At 71.1% G+C, this 18,488-nt stretch carries 17 protein-coding genes; 11 read left to right on the top strand and 6 right to left on the bottom strand.

All coding sequences use genetic code 11. From position 1 onward, the window contains the following. Positions 1–4 precede the first annotated feature (4 nt). On the bottom strand, positions 5–865 hold the full coding sequence (locus OHB21_RS02880) for a poly(ethylene terephthalate) hydrolase family protein (protein WP_195125501.1): 861 nt from the start codon (positions 863–865) through the stop codon (positions 5–7). Positions 866–901: 36 nt separating this feature from the next. Between OHB21_RS02880 and glmS the strand changes: the two genes are divergently transcribed. Next, positions 902–2,782 carry a glutamine--fructose-6-phosphate transaminase (isomerizing) gene (glmS, locus tag OHB21_RS02875; protein WP_067507240.1) on the top strand — a complete coding sequence of 627 codons (1,881 nt, stop codon included), beginning with the start codon at positions 902–904 and terminating at the stop codon, positions 2,780–2,782. Positions 2,783–2,828: 46 nt separating this feature from the next. Here the strand turns inward: glmS and OHB21_RS02870 are convergent, their stop codons facing one another. Next, positions 2,829–3,248, bottom strand: coding sequence for a cupredoxin domain-containing protein (locus OHB21_RS02870; RefSeq protein WP_067507462.1), 420 nt, complete (start codon positions 3,246–3,248; stop codon positions 2,829–2,831). A 240-nt stretch (positions 3,249–3,488) separates the two neighbouring features. On the opposite strand from OHB21_RS02870, the gene OHB21_RS02865 reads away from it, so the two are divergent. From OHB21_RS02865 to tsaD, 7 genes are all read left to right on the top strand, one after another. Then, positions 3,489–4,922, top strand: coding sequence for an NAD(P)H-hydrate dehydratase (locus OHB21_RS02865; protein WP_195125544.1), 1,434 nt, complete (start codon positions 3,489–3,491; stop codon positions 4,920–4,922). A 175-nt stretch (positions 4,923–5,097) separates the two neighbouring features. Continuing rightward, positions 5,098–6,249, top strand: a complete 1,152-nt coding sequence (alr, locus tag OHB21_RS02860; protein WP_067507238.1) for an alanine racemase — start codon at positions 5,098–5,100, stop codon at positions 6,247–6,249. Positions 6,250–6,373: 124 nt separating this feature from the next. After that, positions 6,374–7,429, top strand: coding sequence for an alpha/beta fold hydrolase (locus tag OHB21_RS02855; RefSeq protein WP_067507235.1), 1,056 nt, complete (start codon positions 6,374–6,376; stop codon positions 7,427–7,429). A gap of 295 nt (positions 7,430–7,724) precedes the next feature. Next, positions 7,725–8,171: a tRNA (adenosine(37)-N6)-threonylcarbamoyltransferase complex ATPase subunit type 1 TsaE gene (gene tsaE / locus OHB21_RS02850; protein ID WP_067507232.1), complete on the top strand. Its 447-nt coding sequence runs from the start codon at positions 7,725–7,727 to the stop codon at positions 8,169–8,171. Positions 8,172–8,247: 76 nt separating this feature from the next. Beyond that, on the top strand, positions 8,248–8,934 hold the full coding sequence (gene tsaB, locus OHB21_RS02845) for a tRNA (adenosine(37)-N6)-threonylcarbamoyltransferase complex dimerization subunit type 1 TsaB (protein WP_067507229.1): 687 nt from the start codon (positions 8,248–8,250) through the stop codon (positions 8,932–8,934). Positions 8,935–8,972: 38 nt separating this feature from the next. Next, positions 8,973–9,446: a ribosomal protein S18-alanine N-acetyltransferase gene (gene rimI, locus OHB21_RS02840; RefSeq protein ID WP_067507456.1), complete on the top strand. Its 474-nt coding sequence runs from the start codon at positions 8,973–8,975 to the stop codon at positions 9,444–9,446. Next, on the top strand, positions 9,443–10,486 hold the full coding sequence (gene tsaD / locus OHB21_RS02835) for a tRNA (adenosine(37)-N6)-threonylcarbamoyltransferase complex transferase subunit TsaD (protein WP_195125500.1): 1,044 nt from the start codon (positions 9,443–9,445) through the stop codon (positions 10,484–10,486). The genes rimI and tsaD overlap by 4 nt, the downstream gene beginning before the upstream one ends. 260 nt (positions 10,487–10,746) lie before the next feature. On the opposite strand, the gene OHB21_RS02830 is transcribed toward tsaD, so the two are convergent. Then, positions 10,747–12,351 (bottom strand): Hsp70 family protein, encoded by a 1,605-nt coding sequence (locus tag OHB21_RS02830; protein ID WP_195125499.1) that lies wholly within the window; start codon positions 12,349–12,351, stop codon positions 10,747–10,749. A 664-nt stretch (positions 12,352–13,015) separates the two neighbouring features. Between OHB21_RS02830 and groES the strand changes: the two genes are divergently transcribed. Continuing rightward, the gene (gene groES / locus OHB21_RS02825; protein ID WP_014349218.1) at positions 13,016–13,318 is read left to right on the top strand and encodes a co-chaperone GroES; all 303 of its coding nucleotides are present in this window, start codon (positions 13,016–13,018) and stop codon (positions 13,316–13,318) included. A gap of 180 nt (positions 13,319–13,498) precedes the next feature. Then, on the top strand, positions 13,499–15,109 hold the full coding sequence (gene groL / locus OHB21_RS02820; protein ID WP_067507217.1) for a chaperonin GroEL: 1,611 nt from the start codon (positions 13,499–13,501) through the stop codon (positions 15,107–15,109). 258 nt (positions 15,110–15,367) lie between these two features. Here groL and OHB21_RS02815 read toward each other — a convergent pair whose 3' ends face one another. The 3 genes from OHB21_RS02815 to OHB21_RS02805 form a co-directional block, all read right to left on the bottom strand. Then, positions 15,368–15,619 (bottom strand): RskA family anti-sigma factor, encoded by a 252-nt coding sequence (locus OHB21_RS02815; protein WP_067507214.1) that lies wholly within the window; start codon positions 15,617–15,619, stop codon positions 15,368–15,370. A 1-nt stretch (position 15,620) separates the two neighbouring features. Continuing rightward, positions 15,621–16,196 (bottom strand): sigma-70 family RNA polymerase sigma factor, encoded by a 576-nt coding sequence (locus OHB21_RS02810; RefSeq protein ID WP_067507211.1) that lies wholly within the window; start codon positions 16,194–16,196, stop codon positions 15,621–15,623. A 424-nt stretch (positions 16,197–16,620) separates the two neighbouring features. Beyond that, entirely contained in the window at positions 16,621–16,914 is a 294-nt protein-coding gene (locus OHB21_RS02805) for a WhiB family transcriptional regulator (protein ID WP_067507208.1), read from the bottom strand. Positions 16,915–17,562: 648 nt separating this feature from the next. Here OHB21_RS02805 and OHB21_RS02800 point away from each other — a divergent pair. After that, positions 17,563–18,423: a hypothetical protein gene (locus tag OHB21_RS02800; RefSeq protein ID WP_113975216.1), complete on the top strand. Its 861-nt coding sequence runs from the start codon at positions 17,563–17,565 to the stop codon at positions 18,421–18,423. Positions 18,424–18,488: the final 65 nt, after the last annotated feature.

The raw sequence follows: 18,488 nt of genomic DNA, 5'->3' as shown, positions 1-18,488 counted from the left end.
CGCCCTACTTCCGCAGCAAGGAGGCGATGGTCCCCACGGACAGCTTCGGCTTCGACTCCTCTTCCCGCGGCGCGTCGGGATCGATCACGTGGGTGTGGGGGATCTGCGCTTCGGGGTCGGTGAACGGTTTGTAGGTCTTCTCGTCGAGGAGGGTGTGGCGGAGGTAGCCGACGAGGAGGGCGCGGGTGGTGCGGGAGACCTTGGGCTGGTGTTTGCCCGCGCCGAGGGCGGCGAGGGCGCGGCGGCCTTCGATGATCCCGTTCTGACTCGCGCCGTCGATGGCTCGCAGCAGCGCGGGGCCGCCCCAGGCGGAGGTGAGGGGGAGGGCGTTGGAGTTGACCGACGCGATGTCGGTGGAGCCCGCCAGGACGAGGGCCGGAATGTCGATGTTCGGGGCGAGGGTTTCGGCGGAGGGTGCGGTCGGCGCGGGGAAGAGGGCGGCGAGGGCGGCAACGCGGCGCTGGCTGGCGGCGATCACGGCCGCGCCGGCGCCCATGCCGTGCCCGGCCAGGGCGATGCGCTCGGGGTTGACGCTGATCTCGCCGTCGCCGAGCCGCACGCCGGTGCAGATGTCGACGGTGGTGAGCAGGTCGGTGGCCAACCCCAGATGTGATGGGATCGGCCCGCGTTCGGTGTCGGGCGCGGCGGCGACGAAACCCCAGGACGCGAGGTGTTCGAGCAGCTCACGATAGTTGCCGACGCCGGTCAGCCAGCCATGGCCGAACACCACGGCGGGCAGCCCTCGCCCGCTCTCGGGCGTGAACACGACACCGGGCTGACCCGCGATGGCCAGGTTCCCCCGCAGGACCCGGTGCGGGCCGCGGCTGGTCAAGGTGCTCAGAAGCGATTTCACTGACGCCGACACGACGTGAACGTTATCCGATAAGTAGTCTGGGGAGCCATGTGCGGAATCGTTGGCTACGTCGGGTACCGGGACGCGCTCGGCGTTGTCGTCGATGCGTTGCGCCGCATGGAATATCGCGGATACGACTCCGCCGGCGTGGCGATCCTGGACGGTTCGGGCGGCTTGGCGGTGGAACGCAAGGCCGGTCGGCTGGCCAATCTGGAGGCCGAACTCGGCGAGTCGGCGGCGGGCGTGTTCGCGGGCACCACCGGCATGGGGCATACCAGGTGGGCCACGCACGGCGCGCCGACCGACCGCAACGCGCACCCGCACCGGGACGAGACCGGCAAGGTCGCGGTGGTGCACAACGGCATCATCGAGAACTTCGCGCCGCTGCGCCGCGAGCTCGAGGACGCGGGCGTGGAACTGCTCAGCGACACCGACACCGAGGTGGCGGTGCACCTGGTGGCCCGCGCCTACGCAGACGGTCCCACCGCGGGCGATTTCGCCGCGAGCGCGCTGGCCGTGGTGCGCCGCCTCGAGGGCGCGTTCACGCTGGTCTTCACCCACGCCGACCACGCGGGCATGATCGTCGCCGCGCGGCGCAACACCCCGCTGGTGGTGGGCGTCGGCAAGGGCGAGATGTTTCTCGCCTCCGATGTGACCGCGTTCATCGAGCACACCCGCGAGGCCGTGGAGCTGGGCCAGAACCAGGCCGTGGTGATCACGGCCGACAGCTACCTCGTCACCGATTTCGATGGCGCCACCGAGGGTGTGCTGACCCGTCCGTTCACCATCGACTGGGATCTGGCCGCCGCCGAGAAGGGTGGCCACGACTACTTCATGCTCAAGGAGATCGAGGAGCAGCCCACCGCGGTCGCCGACACCTTGATCGGGCACTTCACCGTCGACGAGTCGGGCGGGCGCATCGTCCTGGACGAGCAGCGCCTCGCCGACCAGGAGCTGCGCGAGTTCGACAAGGTGTTCGTGGTGGCGTGCGGCAGCTCCTATCACGCGGGCCTGCTGGCCAAGTACGCGATCGAGCACTGGACCCGCCTGCCCGTCGAGGTGGAGCTGGCCAGCGAGTTCCGCTACCGCGACCCGGTGCTGGACCGGTCGACGCTGGTGGTGGCGATCTCGCAGTCCGGCGAGACCGCCGACACGCTGGAGGCGGTGCGCCACGCCAAGGAGCAGAAGGCGCGCGTGCTGGCGATCTGCAACACCAACGGCGCGCAGATCCCGCGCGAGTCCGACGCGGTGGTCTACACCCGGACCGGCCCCGAGATCGGCGTCGCGTCCACCAAGGCGTTCCTGGCGCAGGTCGCGGCCAACTATCTGGTGGGTCTGGCGCTGGCGCAGGCACGCGGCACCAAGTACCCCGACGAAGTGGCGCGCGAGTTCCACGAGTTGGAGGCCATGCCCAAGCTGGTGGCGCGTGTGCTCGAAACCGCGCCGCAGGTGCGCAAGATCGCGCGCGAGCTGGCACACGTGCCCACGGTGCTGTTCCTCGGCAGGCACGTCGGCTACCCCGTGGCACTGGAAGGTGCGCTCAAACTCAAGGAGCTGGCGTATATGCACGCCGAGGGCTTCGCGGCGGGTGAGCTCAAGCACGGGCCGATCGCGCTGATCGAGGACGGGCTGCCGGTGATCGTGGTGATGCCTTCCCCGAAGGGCCGCGCGGTGCTGCACTCGAAGCTGCTGAGCAATATCCGCGAGATCCAGGCGCGCGGCGCCCGCACCATCGTGATCGCCGAGGAGGGCGACGACACGGTGCGCCCGTTCGCCGACGACCTCATCGAAATCCCCTCGGCCCCCACGCTTTTCCAGCCGCTGCTGTCCACCGTGCCGTTGCAGATCTTCGCCGCCGAGGTGGCGCAGACCCGCGGCTACGACGTGGACAAGCCGCGCAACCTGGCGAAGTCGGTCACGGTCGAGTAGGGCTCACCCGACGTGAGTCGGGGCGTCCGTGTGCCTGCCGGAGTGCTCACTCCACGGTGACGGTGCCGCGCATCTCCGGGTGCAGGGTGCACAGATAGCGGTAGGAGCCCGGCGAGGTGAAGGTGTAGCTCCATTCGCCCTGGTCGATGATCGGGCTGTTGATCCCCATGGCGCGATCGCCGATGCCCTGCACCGAATGCGGCGCGGAATCGCGGAACCGCCAGGTGACGGTGTCGCCTGGGGCGACGGTCAGGTTCGCGGGGGAGAAGGTCATGTCGTTCACCTCGACGAAGACCGTGGTGGCGGGGCGTTCGATGGGGGCGGTGGACGTCGCCGCGGCGTCGATCGTGGTGGTGGCCGGGGCGGCGCTGTCGTCGCCGGAGCCGCAGCCGGCCAGCGCTAGCGACGCCGCCAGGGCGAGTGCGGTGACGACCTGGGCGGACTTGGCGTGGCGAACGATCGGCATGATGTCCGACACTAGTCGCCGCGCTCGCGCGCACCGGCATTCGCCACGGCCGCGGCGGCCGGTGAGAGGGAACGCACTTTCCGGCGGGGATGCGCCGGTCGATGACGTGCGAATCCGTCGGGGACGCGCTCGGCAGGCGGCACCCGGTGGGTGGGGGCGAGTAACGTCCGGAAGTGCGGGAACACGCCGGTCCCGCGCACAGTGCCGTTCGACACCAGTGGAGGCGCGCCGATGTCGGTCTTGCGGGGCTATTACACCGCCGATGAACTGCGGGCGGCCGAGGCCGAGCTGTTCACCAGGGTGCCCGAGGGCATGCCGATGCAGCGCGCCGCGCACGGGCTGGCGACGGTGGTGGCGTCGGAACTGCGGGCGCGCACGGGCGGGATCGCCGGGCGGGCCGTGACGCTGTTGGTCGGCTCGGGTGACAACGGCGGCGACGCGTTGTGGGCGGGTGCGAAACTGCGCAGGCGCGGGGTCGACGTGCGGGCCGTCCTGCTCGCGCCCGGCCGCGCGCACGCGAAAGGGCTTGCCGCGCTCCGCGCTTCGGGTGGGCGCGTGGGGGAGGACCTGGGCGCGCCGGAGTTGGTGGTCGACGGCATCGTGGGGATCTCGGGACGCGGACCGCTGCGTCCGCGCGCGGCCGAGCTCGTGGCGGACGTGGACGTGCCGATCATCGCGGCCGACCTGCCCAGCGGCGTCGATCCGGACACGGGCGCGGTCGAAGGGCCCGCCGTGCGGGCCGATGTGACGGTCGCGTTCGGCGCGTACAAGCCGGTGCACGCGCTGGCCGCGCCGTGGTGCGGGCGAATCGAACTGGTGCCCATCGGATTACGGTTGCCCGACCCGGAACTCGCGGCGCTGGAACCGATGTCGATCGGCGCGGAGTGGCCGGTGCCGGGGCCCGCCGACGACAAGTACACCCAGGGCGTCACCGGAATCGTCGCGGGCAGCGCCCGGTATCCGGGTGCGGCGGTGCTGTGCACAGGTGCGGCGGTCGCGGCGACGTCCGGGATGGTGCGGTACGTGGGGACCGCGGCGGGGGACGTGCTCGCCCGCTTCCCGGAGGTGGTTGCCGTCCAAGACATTTCGAAGGCGGGACGCGTGCAGTGCTGGGTGATAGGCCCCGGCGCTGGCGTCGACGACGAGGCACGCGACCGGCTCGCGGAGGTGCTCGCCAGCGATGTGCCCGTGGTGGTGGACGCCGACGGCCTCACCCTGCTCGCCCGCGAACCGGCGTTGCTGCACCACCGCACGGCGCCCACCGTGCTCACCCCGCACGCGGGCGAGTTCGCGCGACTCGCCGGGCGCGAGGTGGGGGCCGATCGCGTCGCGGCCGTGCGTGAGTTCGCCGAGGCGTGGCAGGTCGCCCTCCTGCTGAAGGGGCGCGCCACCCTGATCACGGCACCCGGCCGCCGGGTTCTCGTCAACGAGGCGGGCGGTTCGTGGGCAGCCACCGCCGGTGCTGGGGACGTGCTCTCCGGCGTCATCGGCGCGCTGCTCGCCGCCGGTCGCGACCCCCTGTGGGCCGCGGCCGCGGCCGCTCGCGTCCACTCGCTGGCCGCCAACCTCGCCGCCCACGAGGACCACCACGCCGCCGCCCCGACCTCGGCCACCCCGCTGCTCGAGCACATCCGGCCCGCTGTCCGCGTTCTGCGGACGCTGTCGGGGGTATGAGGTGGGCTGCGGCAGTCCGATCCGGTGTGTCGGGATAGCGGTGGTCACGTGTTCGCCCGGTGCCGTCGCGGACTCCTCGTACCGGTGGGCGCGGCGTTGATGCTGGTGAGCCGGGTACTGGGGCCACTGCTTCGGCGCGCGTGTCCGGGACACCTTCCCGCGGCGAACCGCGCAGGTGGCAGGATCGCAAGCTGTGAGTGCGCAAGTGGAGACGGTCGTCGATCTGGATGCCATTGCCCACAACGTGCGGGTGCTGCGCGGATACGCGGGCGACGCGGCGGTGATGGCGGTGGTGAAGGCCGACGGCTACAACCACGGCGCCGTGCAGGTGGGGCGGGCCGCGCTGGCCGCGGGCGCGCGGGAACTCGGGGTCACCACGGTCGCCGAGGCGCTGGCGCTGCGGGACGCGGGGATCACCGCGCCGATCCTGTGCTGGCTCAACAACACCGACGCCGATTTCGCCGCCGCGATCGCCGCCGACGTGGAGATCGGCGTGTCCTCCCTGGCGCACCTGCGCGCGGTCGAAGCCGCGGCGCGCCGCACCGGCCGGACCGCCATCCTCACCCTCAAGGTCGACACCGGCCTGAACCGCAACGGTGTCGCCCCCGACGAATACCCCGAGGTGCTGAGCGCGCTGCGCGAGTTGGTACGCGAGGAGGTGGTGCGCTTCCGCGCCGTGTTCTCCCACCTCGCGCACGCCGACGAACCCGAGCACCCGTTCATCGACGTGCAGCGCGATCGCTTCCTGGCTGCCCTCGCGACGGCGAAGGAACACGGCCTCGCACCCGAGATCGCGCACCTGTCGAATTCGGCGGCCACCATCACCAGGCCGGATCTGGCGTTCGACATGGTCCGTCCCGGGATCGCGGTATACGGGCTGGACCCGGTGCCGGGCCTGGATCTCGGCCTGCGGCCCGCGATGACGTTCCAGGCGAAGGTCGCGCTGGTCAAACGGGTCGCGGCGGGCGAGGGCGTGTCGTACGGGCACCGGTGGATCGCCCCGCGCGACACCACCGTGGCCCTGATCCCCGCCGGGTACGCCGACGGCGTGTTCCGCCCGTTGAGCGGGCGGTTCGACGTGCTGCTCGGCGGCGAGCGGCGGCCTAACGTGGGCCGGGTCTGCATGGACCAGTTCGTCGTCGACCTCGGCGACAACGCGGCGGGCGTCACCGAGGGGGACACCGCCGTGCTGTTCGGCGGCGGCCCGGCCGAGCCGCGCGCCCAGGAGTGGGCCGATCGGCTCGACACCATCCACTACGAGATCGTGTGCTCGCCGCGCGGCCGGGTGACGCGCCGACACGTCGGCGGGGGAGTCGCTTGCCCGTGAGGGCCGCGTGTGCTGGACTCGACGGCGTGTGGTCCGCCGATACGTGAAGGGGTTCACGATGAGGTCGCGGCGTTCGAATATCTTGCGGGGCAACCATAATCGTTCGACCATCTGGCGCGGCGGCATGGCGACCGCCGGTGTGGTCGGCGCGCTGGCCGGTGCCCACGCGCTGCGCCGCGCCGGGGCGAGAGTGCTGTCGCCCGCGCGCCGCGACGAGTACCGCGACGAGGATTTCGGCCTGATCGAGGCAGACCGCCCCGGCGCGGTGGTCACCGAAGACGGTGTGCGCCTGGCCGTTCGCGAGTGCGGGCCGCCAGAGGCACCGCTCACCGTGGTGTTCGTACACGGGTTCTGCAACAGCATGGAGTCGTTCCACTTCCAGCGCCGGGATCTGGCGCGGCGCTGGGGCGACGCCGCGCGGCTGGTGTTCTTCGACCTGCGCGGGCACGGCCGCTCGGGCACGCCGGCCACCGAGAGCTGCACCGTCGCCCAGCTGGGTCGCGATGTGGCGGCGGTGGTGGAGGCCGTGGCGCCCGCCGGCCCGGTCGCGCTGGTCGGGCATTCGCTGGGCGGAATGGCGGTGCTCGCCGCGGCGGCCCAGTTCCCGGACCTGTTCGCGCGGCGGGTCGTGGCCGTGGGCTTGCTCTCCACCGCGGCCGCCGAGGTGACGGCGGCGGGCATCACCCAACTGCTGCGCAATCCCGCGATCGACGGTTTCCGGCTGGCCGTGCACACCGCGCCCGCACTCGTGCAGGCCGGACGTTCCACGGTGCGCCACCTCATCGCGCCGATCCTGCACGTCAGCTCGTTCCACGGCCCGGTGAGTCCCACGCTCTCGCGCTTCACCACCCTCATGATCGACGGCACCCCGGTGGAGACGATCGTGAAATTCTTGAAGGCGATTGAGCTGCACGATGAATCGGCCGCCCTGCCCACGCTGGCCGGTCTGCCCGTGCTGGTGCTCGGCGGCGCGCACGACCTGGTGATCCCGTTCCGCAACTCCCGCGCCCTGTCGCGGGCGCTGCCCGACAGCGAACTCATCCGCCTAGCGGGCGCCGCCCACATGCCGCATCTCCAGTTCCCCGACACCGTCAACGACGCGTTGCACGCGCTGATGCTGCGCGCGGGCATGTTCGCCGACGAGCCCGATGTTTCGTTGCGCCACACCGGCGGAGCGTGAGCAATAGCGTTCGGCGAGGGACGGCCTACCGGATCGAGGACGCCGTAGTCCTCACCTTGCCCGCACGGCCGCCAGGTTGTCCACGCTGTCGGGCGTCCCCTTGGGACAACACCGTGACGCCGGCCACCGAGACGCCGGACACCGCTCCACGAGCCCGTCACCCGGCGGGCCACACCGGCGCCCGCCGGATATCCGGGGGACCGCGGCCCTATCGCATGCGCCCGGTGACGGACCTGCTCCCGCCCCGTCGGTACGCTCGGACCAGTTCTCCGGAAGTCGTGACTGGGAGGTAAGGGTGGAGCAGCGGCGGGTTCTGCCCACCGTCGAGGACACCGAGGCGCTGGGGCGTGAGCTGGCGGCGGAACTCGGGGCGGGGGATCTCGTCGTGCTCGACGGTCCGCTGGGTGCGGGCAAGACGGCGCTGACGCGCGGTATCGCGGCCGGGCTCGGGGTGCGGGGCCGGGTCAGCTCGCCCACCTTCATCATCGCCAGACAGCATCGCGCGGGCGAACGCGCGGACGGGCCCGCGGTGCCGCTGGTGCACGTGGACGCCTATCGGCTGGGCGGCGACCTCGACGAACTCGACGCGCTCGACCTCGACACCGACCTGCACGACGCCGTGGTCGTGGTGGAGTGGGGACTCGGTGTGGTGGAGCATCTCGCCGACCGGCACCTGCGCGTGCGGCTGAGCCGCGAACCGGAATCCGACACGCGGACCGCGGTGTGGGAGTGGATCGAATAGACGCCGGTCACACCGGCGTAGCTATCCGGTAGCTCCGCGTCGGGGCCGAGTACCACCCGGTATCGTGGGGCCAATCATGCTTGTACTCGCTGTCGACACCGCGACGCCCGCCGTTACAGCGGGACTGGTGGATCTGGAGCCCGCCGCCGACGGCGTCGCGCTGCGCACCGTCGCCGCCCGGGTCCGGGTCGACGCCCGCGCGCACGCGGAGGCGTTGACGCCGCAGATCCTCGAATGCCTCACCGAGGCAGGGCGTTCCAGGACCGATATCGGGGCCGTCGTCGCGGGCGTGGGGCCGGGGCCGTTCACCGGCCTGCGGGTGGGCATGGCCACCGCCGCCGCGTTCGGTGACGCGCTCGGCATTCCGGTGTACGGCGTGTGCAGTCTCGACGCCATCGCCGCCGACGTGTGCGCGCAGGAGGATCTCGGCGAGCGCGAACTGCTCGTCGTCACCGACGCGCGCCGCCGCGAGGTGTACTGGGCGCGCTACCACGCGGGCGCGCGCGTGGCCGGGCCCGACGTGATCAAGCCGGGAGAGCTCGACGTGGCCGGCGCCGCCGCGATCGCCGGGTCCGCCTCGCACGTGGACCTGTTCGACCTGGCCGTGCTGCCGGTCGAAACGCCCTCGCCCGCCGGACTGGTGCGCGTCGCGGCCGCCGAGCTGCTCGCGGGCACCGTGCCCGAACCGCTCACCCCGCTCTACCTGCGCAGGCCCGACGCCGTGGAGAACAGCTACCGCGCCCTCGACCGGACGGGGGCGTGACGGTGGACCACCCCACCCCCGGAATCCGCATCGCCCCGATGACGCCCGCCGACATCGAGCGCTGCGTAGAACTCGAGCACCTGCTGTTCCCCGAGGACGATCCGTGGCAGGCGGTCGCGTTCCGCTCCGAACTCGCGGGCCCGCACAACTGCTACATCACCGCCCGCGACGAGCGCGGCCGCATGGTCGGGTACGCGGGTGTCGCGCTGCTCGGTGATGCCGAACACCCTGAGGCCGAGGTGCACACCATCGGCGTCGACCCGGAGTACCACCGAGCGGGCATCGGCACGCTGCTGCTGGAAGCGCTGCTCGCCGAGGCGGGTAAGCGCGGCGGGCCGGTGTTCCTGGAGGTGCGCACCGACAACGCGCCCGCGATCGGGCTGTACGCCAAGCACGGCTTCCACATCATCGGGCTGCGCAAGAACTACTACCACCCCAGCGGCGCCGACGCCTACACCATGCGCAGGCCGGAACTGACCGCGCTCCCGCTCCCTGACGAGGTGCTGTCGTGATCGTCATGGGCATCGAATCCTCCTGCGACGAAACGGGAGTCGGCATCGTCCGCCGCCTGCCCGACGGCAGCTGCGAGCTGCTGGCCGACGAGGTCGCCTCCAGCGTCGACCAGCACGCCCGCTTTGGCGGAGTGGTGCCGGAGATCGCGTCGCGCGCACACCTCGAGGCGATCGTGCCCGCCATGCGCCGCGCGCTGTCGGCGGCGGGGATCGCCAAACCCGACGCGTTGGCCGTGACCATCGGCCCCGGCCTCGCGGGTGCCCTGCTGGTGGGCGTCGCGGCGGCGAAAGCGTATGCGGCGGCGTGGGATGTGCCGTTCTACGCGCTGAACCACCTGGGCGGACACGTCGCGGTCGACACGCTCGAGCACGGCCCGATGCCGCCGTGCGTGGCGCTGCTGGTCTCGGGCGGGCACACGCATCTGCTGCACGTCACGGATCTGGCGGAGCCGATCGTGGAGCTGGGCAGCACCGTCGACGACGCGGCGGGTGAGGCGTTCGACAAGGTCGCCCGGCTGCTCGGGCTCGGCTTCCCCGGCGGGCCCGCGCTGGACGCGGCCGCCGCGTACGGCGACCCGAAGGCGATCGCGTTCCCGCGCGGGATGACCGGGCCGCGCGACGCCCGCTACGACTTCTCCTTCTCCGGACTCAAGACGGCTGTGGCCAGGTATGTGGAAGGCGCGCAGCGCCAAGGGACCACGACGGAGAATCTGCCGATCCCCGATATCGCGGCGTCCTTCCAGGAAGCCGTCGCCGACGTGCTCACCCTGAAGGCGGTGCGCGCCGCGCAGGACGTCGGCGTGAGCACGCTGGTGCTCGGCGGCGGCGCGACGGCGAACTCCCGCATCCGCTCGCTGGCCGAGGAGCGGTGCGCCGCCGCCGGTATCACGCTGCGCGTGCCGAAACCGCGCCTGTGCACCGATAACGGCGTGATGATCGCGGCCCTGGGCGCCCACGTCATCGCGGGTGGCGCGGCGCCGTCCTCGCTGACGGTCGCCACCGATCCGGGGCTGCCGGTGTCGGTGAGCCAGATCGCCTGACGGTCCGCGAATCACGCTCACACATCTGGTTTCGCGCTGCCGGGGACAGCCCCCTGCCGACCACCCGGGAGCCTCGCGTCTGGATCGGCAGACCGAGGGAGAGGCTGCTCGACCATGGCGCGAACGGTGACGATGCCGACGGGCCGGACAGCTCGGCGGATGCCGCGTGGTCGCGGTGACCCTGATGCGGGTCGGCGACACAGCCGAGTCCGGGAGCGATGCGCCCGCGAATCACCCGCGCGCGACCGAGGATTCGGCCCTCAGTCCGTCGGCGCGAGCTGGAGCGGGCTGGGCTCCGCCGAATCGGGGGTGGACGAGCCGGAGTTGGCGCGCGGGAACGGGAACGGGATACGGGTCTGCGCCGGCGCGGTGGTGGGGCCGGTGGTCGTCGGCGACTCGGTGTTGTTCGGGTTCCGATCGAGCTGCGAGGAACCGCCCGGGGCGGCCGGATTCGCGCCCGGTGTGGGCGTGGTCGGCGTGGTGGGGCTCAGCAGCGGGCCGAGCAGCTCTGGGAACGGGATCGGCGGCAGATTCGGGTCGGGCCGCAGCGTGGGCGTGGGCGCGGTGGTGGTGGCCGACGGCGTCGCCACCGTGCTGGTGGGCGTGGTCGGCTGGGTAGTGGCGGGCACCGTGGTCGGCACGCTGCCCGTGGGATAAACGGTGGGCTCGCGGTCCTCCGTGGTGACGGTGCCCGCTCCCGTGGGCGGAGCGACGGTCACCGGCGGGGCGGGCGGCACCAGCGCGCTGCTCGTGGTGCCCGCGGGGGAGACCTCCTCCTCGGAGGTGGGCGCGAATGTCTTGAAGCCGTAACCGATCACGAGGCCGACCACCACGATGGCGCCGGCCAGCGTGCCGACCACCTTCGTGAACGTGCCCGACGACGCTTCCGCGCCGAGCGCGGCCACCGGGAACACCGAGGGCTGCGCGGAGTCGGCGACCAGCGCCGCGCCCTTGGCGATCACGGCCTCGGGGTCATCGACCGTGATCACGGGCAGCTCGAGGTCGGACTCCAGCGCCGCGACGACAGCGGGGATATTGGCGCCGCCGCCGATCACCGCGACCGCCTGCGGGAACTTGGGCGCCCGCGCGAAGACGGCCTGCGCGAATCCGGTGGCCTCGCCCAGCAGATCGGCGATCAGTTCCTCGAAATCGGCCCTGGTGAGCTTGAGCGGGCGACCCGCGACGTGGTCGATGGTGACCGCGGGCGCGATCGACAGATGCTCCTTGGCGGCGCGCCCCCGGTTGGTGAGCATGCCGCGATTCGGCCGGGTACCGCGGCGGGCGTAGTGCACGTCGACCAGGTGGTGGTAGATGAGGTCGTCGATGGCGTTGCCGCTCACCGCGTGGGTGCGCTGGGAGTGCAGGACCGTGCTGTCGGCCGGATCGGCCACCGTGACGCTCAGCCCCGTGGCGCCCAGGTCGACGACGGCGACGGTCTCGTAGCGGTCGAGCAGACCGGTGTGGCGCAGGTAGGTGAGCGCGGCGACGCCCTCGGGCACCAGTTCCAGCGCGCGCTGCCTGCCGGTCGCGGACCGGATCACCTGCGCCTGTTCCTTGTTGCGGTAGGCGACGGCGACGGAGGTGGGCGGCTTGCCCGCGGCGGCCTCGAGCCCGGGCGGGTGCGACCCCGCGAAGCTGACGCCGACGGGATGGCTGGGCCATGCGATGTCGTGCGGTGTCTGCTGGACGGGCAACTGCGTGGTCATCAGATCGATGGAGGACGCGACGAGATCGCCGATGTCGGAATGCGCGGCATCGGCGGACACGACGCGGTAGTCGAAACTCTGCGCACCGTTGGACGCGGTGGCGACCAGCGCCGAGCACACGACCTCGTTCCCGGCGGAGATACCGAGGCTTGTTCGCATGTTCACCTCCCTTCGAGCGGATGGTCACGGTGTCGCCGACCATCTCGAATGGACTGCCGCAACGCCGCGTGGTCGGCGAGCGCTCCGGACTCGGGACCCGGTCGTTCCGTTCGGCCTGGTGGGACGGTGGAGCCGCTCCGGATCACGTGTGGACTTGCCCTGTGTGGATTCGCACGGTGGTGATGTGGGATCGCACTGTGGTGAAGCTCTTGTGACGCCGTACTTCGTATTTCGTTACCTGACGATGGCCCCCGCGGGCGCCGGTTCGTGAGAGAGACCAGAGGCGGGAACAACCGTCGTCAATACTGTCACAATCCGTTATCCGAACGTTACAGATTTCCGGAACCGATGGGAAGCCCCCGGGCCCCGGGGTAACCAACACTGCTCAGTGTGGGTTCGGCGCGGCCGCGGGCGCCGGATTGGCAGAACCCGGCCTTGAGCGCTGGCACTCTCATGTATAGAGTGCTAGTGGCACTGGTGAACGTGGTGGCCGGGCGATCGTCCACCCCGCGTATCGCCGGTGTCAGGCAGTTGTGACCACTGGGCCGGGTCCCGGCACCCGCGACGACGGGGCTGTGCGCAGGGGTCGTGCACCGTGACCGAACCGACGGTCCGGGACAACAGTCCCGGACGACCGTAATCCCCTGAAAGTGGAGGGCTCAACGTGGCGAGCGTGAACATCAAGCCGCTCGAGGACAAGATCCTCGTCCAGGCCAACGAGGCCGAGACGACGACGGCCTCCGGCCTGGTCATCCCGGACACGGCGAAGGAGAAGCCGCAGGAAGGCACCGTCGTCGCCGTCGGCCCCGGCCGCTGGGACGAGGACGGCGAGAAGCGGATCCCGCTGGATGTCCAGGAGGGTGACACCGTCATCTACAGCAAGTACGGCGGCACCGAGATCAAGTACCAGGGTGAGGAGTACCTGATCCTGTCCGCGCGCGACGTGCTGGCTGTCGTCAGCAAGTGACCGCGCTCGGCGCGGGCCCGACCGGCCCGCGCTTCCCGGCCTCGTCCGGGATCGAGTCGTAACGACGGTGCCCCGGTTCCCCTTCCACGGGGCCGGGGCTCTGTCGTTTCAGCCCCCAACCGGGCGGCGGGTCACGGCCCCACCGGGCCGCGCCGCCCCGGAATCCGAGGAAAAGGACTTATGGCAAAGCAGATCGAGTTCGACGAGAAGGCTCGCCGGGCTCTGGAACGCGGCGTCGACAAGCTCGCCGACGCGGTGAAGGTCACCCTCGGCCCGCGCGGTCGCCACGTGGTGCTCGCGAAGGCCTTCGGCGGCCCCACCGTCACCAACGACGGCGTCACCATCGCGCGCGACATCGACCTCGAGGACCCGTTCGAGAACCTGGGCGCCCAGCTCGTCAAGAGCGTCGCCACCAAGACCAACGACGTCGCCGGCGACGGCACCACCACCGCCACCGTGCTGGCCCAGGCGCTGGTGCGCGGCGGCCTGAAGAACGTCGCGGCCGGTGCCAACCCGATCACCGTCGGCGCGGGCATCGCCAAGGCCGCCGACGCGGTCTCCGAGGCGCTGCTGGCCGCGGCCACCCCGGTCTCGGGCGAGCAGGCCATCGCGCAGGTCGCCACCGTGTCCTCGCGCGACGAGGAGATCGGCGAGATGGTCGGCAAGGCGCTGACCACCGTCGGCAAGGACGGCGTGGTCACCGTCGAGGAGTCCTCGACGCTGCAGACCGAGCTCGTCGTCACCGAGGGCGTGCAGTTCGACAAGGGCTATCTCTCGCCCTACTTCGTCACCGACACCGACACCCAGCAGGCCGTGCTCGAGGACGCCCTGGTGCTGCTGCACCGGGACAAGATCACCTCGCTGCCCGACTTCCTGCCGCTGCTGGAGAAGATCGCCGAATCCGGTAAGCCGGTGCTGATCATCGCCGAGGACGTGGAGGGCGAGCCGCTGTCCACCCTGGTGGTCAACGCGATCCGCAAGACGCTCAAGGCCGTCGCCGTCAAGGCTCCGTTCTTCGGCGACCGCCGCAAGGCGTTCCTCGACGACCTGGCCGTCGTCACCGCCGGCACCGTGATCAACCCCGATCTCGGCATCACCCTGCGCGAGGCGGGCATCGAGCTGCTCGGCAAGGCGCGTCGCGTGGTCGTCACCAAGGACGACACCACGATCGTCGACGGTGCGGGCAGCGCCGAGGACATCGCGGCCCGCAGCGCGCAGCTGCGCCGCGAGATCGAGGCCACCGATTCCGATTGGGATCGCGAGAAGCTCGAGGAGCGCCTGGCCAAGCTGTCCGGCGGTGTCGCGGTGATCAAGGTCGGCGCGGCCACCGAGACCGCGCTCAAGGAGCGCAAGTACCGCGTCGAGGACGCGGTGAGCGCGGCCAAGGCTGCCGTCGACGAGGGCATCGTGCCCGGTGGCGGCACCGCCCTGGTGCAGGCCGCGGCCAAGCTGGTCGAGCTGCGCGATTCGCTGTCCGGTGACGAGGCCGTCGGCGTCGAGGTGGTCCGCAAGGCGCTCGAGGCGCCGCTGTACTGGATCGCCAGCAACGCGGGCCTGGACGGCGCCGTGGTGGTCGGCAAGGTCGCCGAGGGCAAGGACGGCTTCAACGCCGCCACCCTCACCTACGGCGATCTGCTCACCGACGGCGTCGTGGACCCGGTGAAGGTGACCCGGTCGGCCGTCGTGAACGCGGCCTCGGTCGCGCGCATGGTGCTCACCACCGAGAGCGCCGTGGTCGACAAGCCGGCCGAGGAGGCCGACGACCACGGACATCACGGTCACGCGCACTGATCGCGGTATGGCGAAGGCCCCCGGACATGTTCCGGGGGCCTTGTCGTTTCGGGGGATGTGCGCGAGGGCGGATGTCCGCGGGAGGCGGATCTCGACGGCCTGCGCGGCGTGCGCGAGAAGTGACGGGGGAACCGCACCGTCACCCTGGCACCGACGGTGATCGTGGGGACCGGCGCTCGGACGCGCACGAGGTCCGGGGGAGCGAGCAACCGAGCCGGGAGCGTCTCCTCGGGCCCGGGCGGAACCGGTGAATCTCGATCAGGAGGCCACTGGTGGTTGCTCGGCGGCGATGGCCGCGAGCAACCGGGCGCGCAATGCGGGTGGCGGCGCGGTGGCCGTCACGGCGGAGAGGGTACACAGAGCGTCTTTGGTCTGCTGTACCTCCGCGAGGAACACGGCACGTAGTACCGGATCCTCACCGTCGAGCAATTCCTGTACCGCGTGATGGTCTTCGTCGTCGATCGATCCGAGCGCGACGGTGTGCGCGAGATCGACCTGGCCTTCGTTCATCTCACGTCACCCCCAAACTTTTCTTCAGTCGTGTCAATCCGTCCCGAATCCGGGACTTAACGGTCGGTAACCCTACGCCGAGATGGGTGGCCACTTCCGCGTAGGTCCGGCCGCCGTAGTAGGCCAGCGAGATGGCTTCCCGCTGTGTCTCGGTCAGGCCGGTGAGCCCGGCGAGGACGGCCTGTTGTTCGAGCCTGCGCTCGACCTCTTCGGTCACCTCGTCGAACTCGTTGCCGAGCACCCGCACCCCGTACGCGACTTCCCGCACGGTGTGCGCCTGTTCGGCGCGGACCCGGTCGACGGCACGCCGGTGGGCGAGCGTCATCAACCACGTCACGGCGGACCCCTTCGCGGGGTCGAAGCTGGCTGCGGTTCGCCAGATCTGGAGATACACCTCTTGTGTCGTCTCCTCCGCGTACCCCGGGTCGTGGAGCACCCGGAGCACCAGACCGAACACCCGAGCCGACGTTCGGTCGTACAGTTCGGCGAAAGCTTCCTGGTCGGACTCGCCGCAACGATGCAAGAGAGCGGCTAGCTCGATGCTTTCGGCTGCGCGTGCCGACACCGCAGATTCCACGCTCGGTGGGATGGCTTCTCTACGGAACGAGTCGCCCTCTGCGGCCGGCGGCCGCGTTGTCACAACGCTCCATTCTGTGTCATCGGTCACTACCGTAGCGCGTTGCTATCGCCTCCTTCCGGCGGGGTCGGCAAGAAATGGCAACGGCCCAGCTACGGTGCCGTGCGAGCGCGACACGCCGGGCGATTCAGCTGTGGCACACCGGGAGCCGACGCGCGGCTCCGCTCCGACGTCCGTGCGTCCGCGGGCGGCTCGCAAGGAGCGCTGCCTGCGGATATCGCGATGCCGTACCTCGACGTCGGTCCCGGGCGCGCTCGGCGATGGGCCGTCGGGCGCCCGGCCGGTGATCGAGCATCCGGTGTAGCAGGGGCCGGTTGTTTGGGAAGTCATTCGGCGCCCCGCAACGCGCGGATGGGTCGCTTGTTCAGACTGCCATTCGCCTGCGGTTGCGCCGGGCGTGCATCTCGCGCTCGGTCTCGGACATGCCACCCCAGATGCCGTAGGGCTCGCTGACCTTGAGCGCGTGGCTGCGGCACTGCATCAGGACGGGGCAGGTGCGGCAGATCTCCTTGGCGCGCATCTCGCGGGCGGTGCGGGCGCGGCCGCGCTCGCCGTCGGGGTGGAAGAACACCGCCGAGTCCACGCCGCGGCAGGAGCCGCGCATCTGCCAATCCCAGACATCGGCGTTCGGTCCGGGGAGGTGGGTGGGCATGGGCATGGTGAACTCCTCGTAGTGCGAGCTCGTCGGCGTTGTCGAGCAGTGTGTCTGCAACAGTCGTGGGCCACATCGCGATCGGCGATGCCCCGCGGCTCGCCCTTCGCGGTCGCTGCCATTTCGCGCGGCGCCGTCCGTGGCGATGAGCTACGTTAGGTCCAGCCGCGAAATTCCGTCAATAGTTCGGCGCACCGGTTTTCTGAATCCTTAATGGCGAGATTTAACCTGGGCGCTGTTTACATTTAACAGGTCATCCGGTAATACTGGCCGGTTGGCCAGTGGGCGGCGCGCTGATCCCTGCTCGCATGCGCCGAGTGTTTGCGCAGTTCAGTTCATATTTTTCTCGGTACGTTCCGGTATCGGAGGGGTGTGCGGGGCCGTCGGGGCGCCCTCGAGGGAGTGGTGGAGGCTGCTATGTCGAGAGCCTATGAGATGGCGGAAACGCGGCGCCGAGGTTAATTGCGCGAAACGCATGTGAATTCGAGTGGTCGCCGATCCCGGGGCGCCGGACGAGATTTACGTGATGGAAACATCAATACCGTGCAAGAAATGCTGGAGGGTTGCCGGAAGGTTTCGGGCGCCCCGGAACCGGAGGGCGACCGGCGGTGGGCCGGGGTTGGTGCGCGGGCCGTATTCGCGCAAGATCCCCCTGTGGATGTTCGATATGAAGCCCTCGCCGACGCCGCGTTCGGCGGCCGCCCCGGCATGTCCGCTGCCGAGTTGCCAGCCGCCCACGACGCCTACGGCCACTGGTTGCGCGCGGTGGTGCTCGGGGGACAGGGCCGCTACGCCGCGGCCCGCGCCGAACTCGCTCGGGTGCGCGCGGGCGGGGCCGATCCGGTGCTGCTCTCGCTCGCCGCGAGCACCCGCGGCTCGCTGCTGCGCCAGCTCGGCTGGCACACCCTCGCCTCCGGCCCGGACGGTGACGCGGCGGGCCTGGCGCTGCCCCTGATCGCTTCGCGTGCTGCCTCAGGCTCGGACGAGGGACCGCTGCCCGGGCTCGGGCGCCCGTACCGCCCTGACGCGTACGACGCCGCCGCCGACGCCCTCACCGGGCTCGCGGCCGACGCGCTCGGCGTCGGCAGGATCGCCCTGGCGCGGCGGCTGCTGGCGCGCTGCGCCGCCACCGTGCCCGACGACCGGTGGCGGGCCGGGATCCGGCGGCACTGGGTGTCGGCCGAGGCCGAACTCGCCGCGGGCGCCGCCGAGGCGGCGTTGCCGCACGCGCGCGCGGCCGTGGCGGCCGCCGACGATGCGTCTTCGGTACGGCACCGGATCAAATCGCGGCTGCTGCTCGCGGCCGCGAGTGCCGCGGCGGGCGATCTCGGCACCGCGAAGGTGATGGCCGACATAGTCGCGGCCGACTGCCGGGAGCGCGATCTGCTGCCGTTGCGGTGGGCGTGCGCGATGCTGCGATCCGGTCTCGGCGAGGCATCCGCGGAGAGGGAGGCGCGGGCCTGCTCGGCCGAGATAGCCCGTCGTGGGGGCACTTTCCGACCGCTCGGGTTGTAGTGACAACCGACCATGTTGCCCGGCCGCGCGCCGGGTGTCGCTATTGTTAGACCCGTTCCGCAAAC

The organism is Nocardia puris (genome assembly GCF_036051655.1).
Taxonomy (GTDB): Bacteria; Actinomycetota; Actinomycetes; order Mycobacteriales; family Mycobacteriaceae; genus Nocardia; species Nocardia puris.
Note: the sequence above shows the minus strand (reverse complement) of the source record. Positions and strands in the feature narration are given on the sequence as shown.

Excerpts from the sequence above, each read along its gene's own strand:
- OHB21_RS02855 (WP_067507235.1), top strand. The coding sequence starts at position 6,374 with ATGGCGACCGCCGGTGTGGTCGGCGCGCTGGCCGGTGCCCACGCGCTG.
- OHB21_RS02870 (WP_067507462.1), bottom strand. The coding sequence starts at position 3,248 with ATGCCGATCGTTCGCCACGCCAAGTCCGCCCAGGTCGTCACCGCACTC.
- OHB21_RS02805 (WP_067507208.1), bottom strand. The coding sequence starts at position 16,914 with ATGCCCATGCCCACCCACCTCCCCGGACCGAACGCCGATGTCTGGGAT.
- OHB21_RS02830 (WP_195125499.1), bottom strand. The coding sequence starts at position 12,351 with ATGCGAACAAGCCTCGGTATCTCCGCCGGGAACGAGGTCGTGTGCTCG.
- rimI (WP_067507456.1), top strand. The coding sequence starts at position 8,973 with ATGACGCCCGCCGACATCGAGCGCTGCGTAGAACTCGAGCACCTGCTG.
- OHB21_RS02815 (WP_067507214.1), bottom strand. The coding sequence starts at position 15,619 with ATGAACGAAGGCCAGGTCGATCTCGCGCACACCGTCGCGCTCGGATCG.
- tsaB (WP_067507229.1), top strand. The coding sequence starts at position 8,248 with ATGCTTGTACTCGCTGTCGACACCGCGACGCCCGCCGTTACAGCGGGA.
- groL (WP_067507217.1), top strand. The coding sequence starts at position 13,499 with ATGGCAAAGCAGATCGAGTTCGACGAGAAGGCTCGCCGGGCTCTGGAA.
- glmS (WP_067507240.1), top strand. The coding sequence starts at position 902 with ATGTGCGGAATCGTTGGCTACGTCGGGTACCGGGACGCGCTCGGCGTT.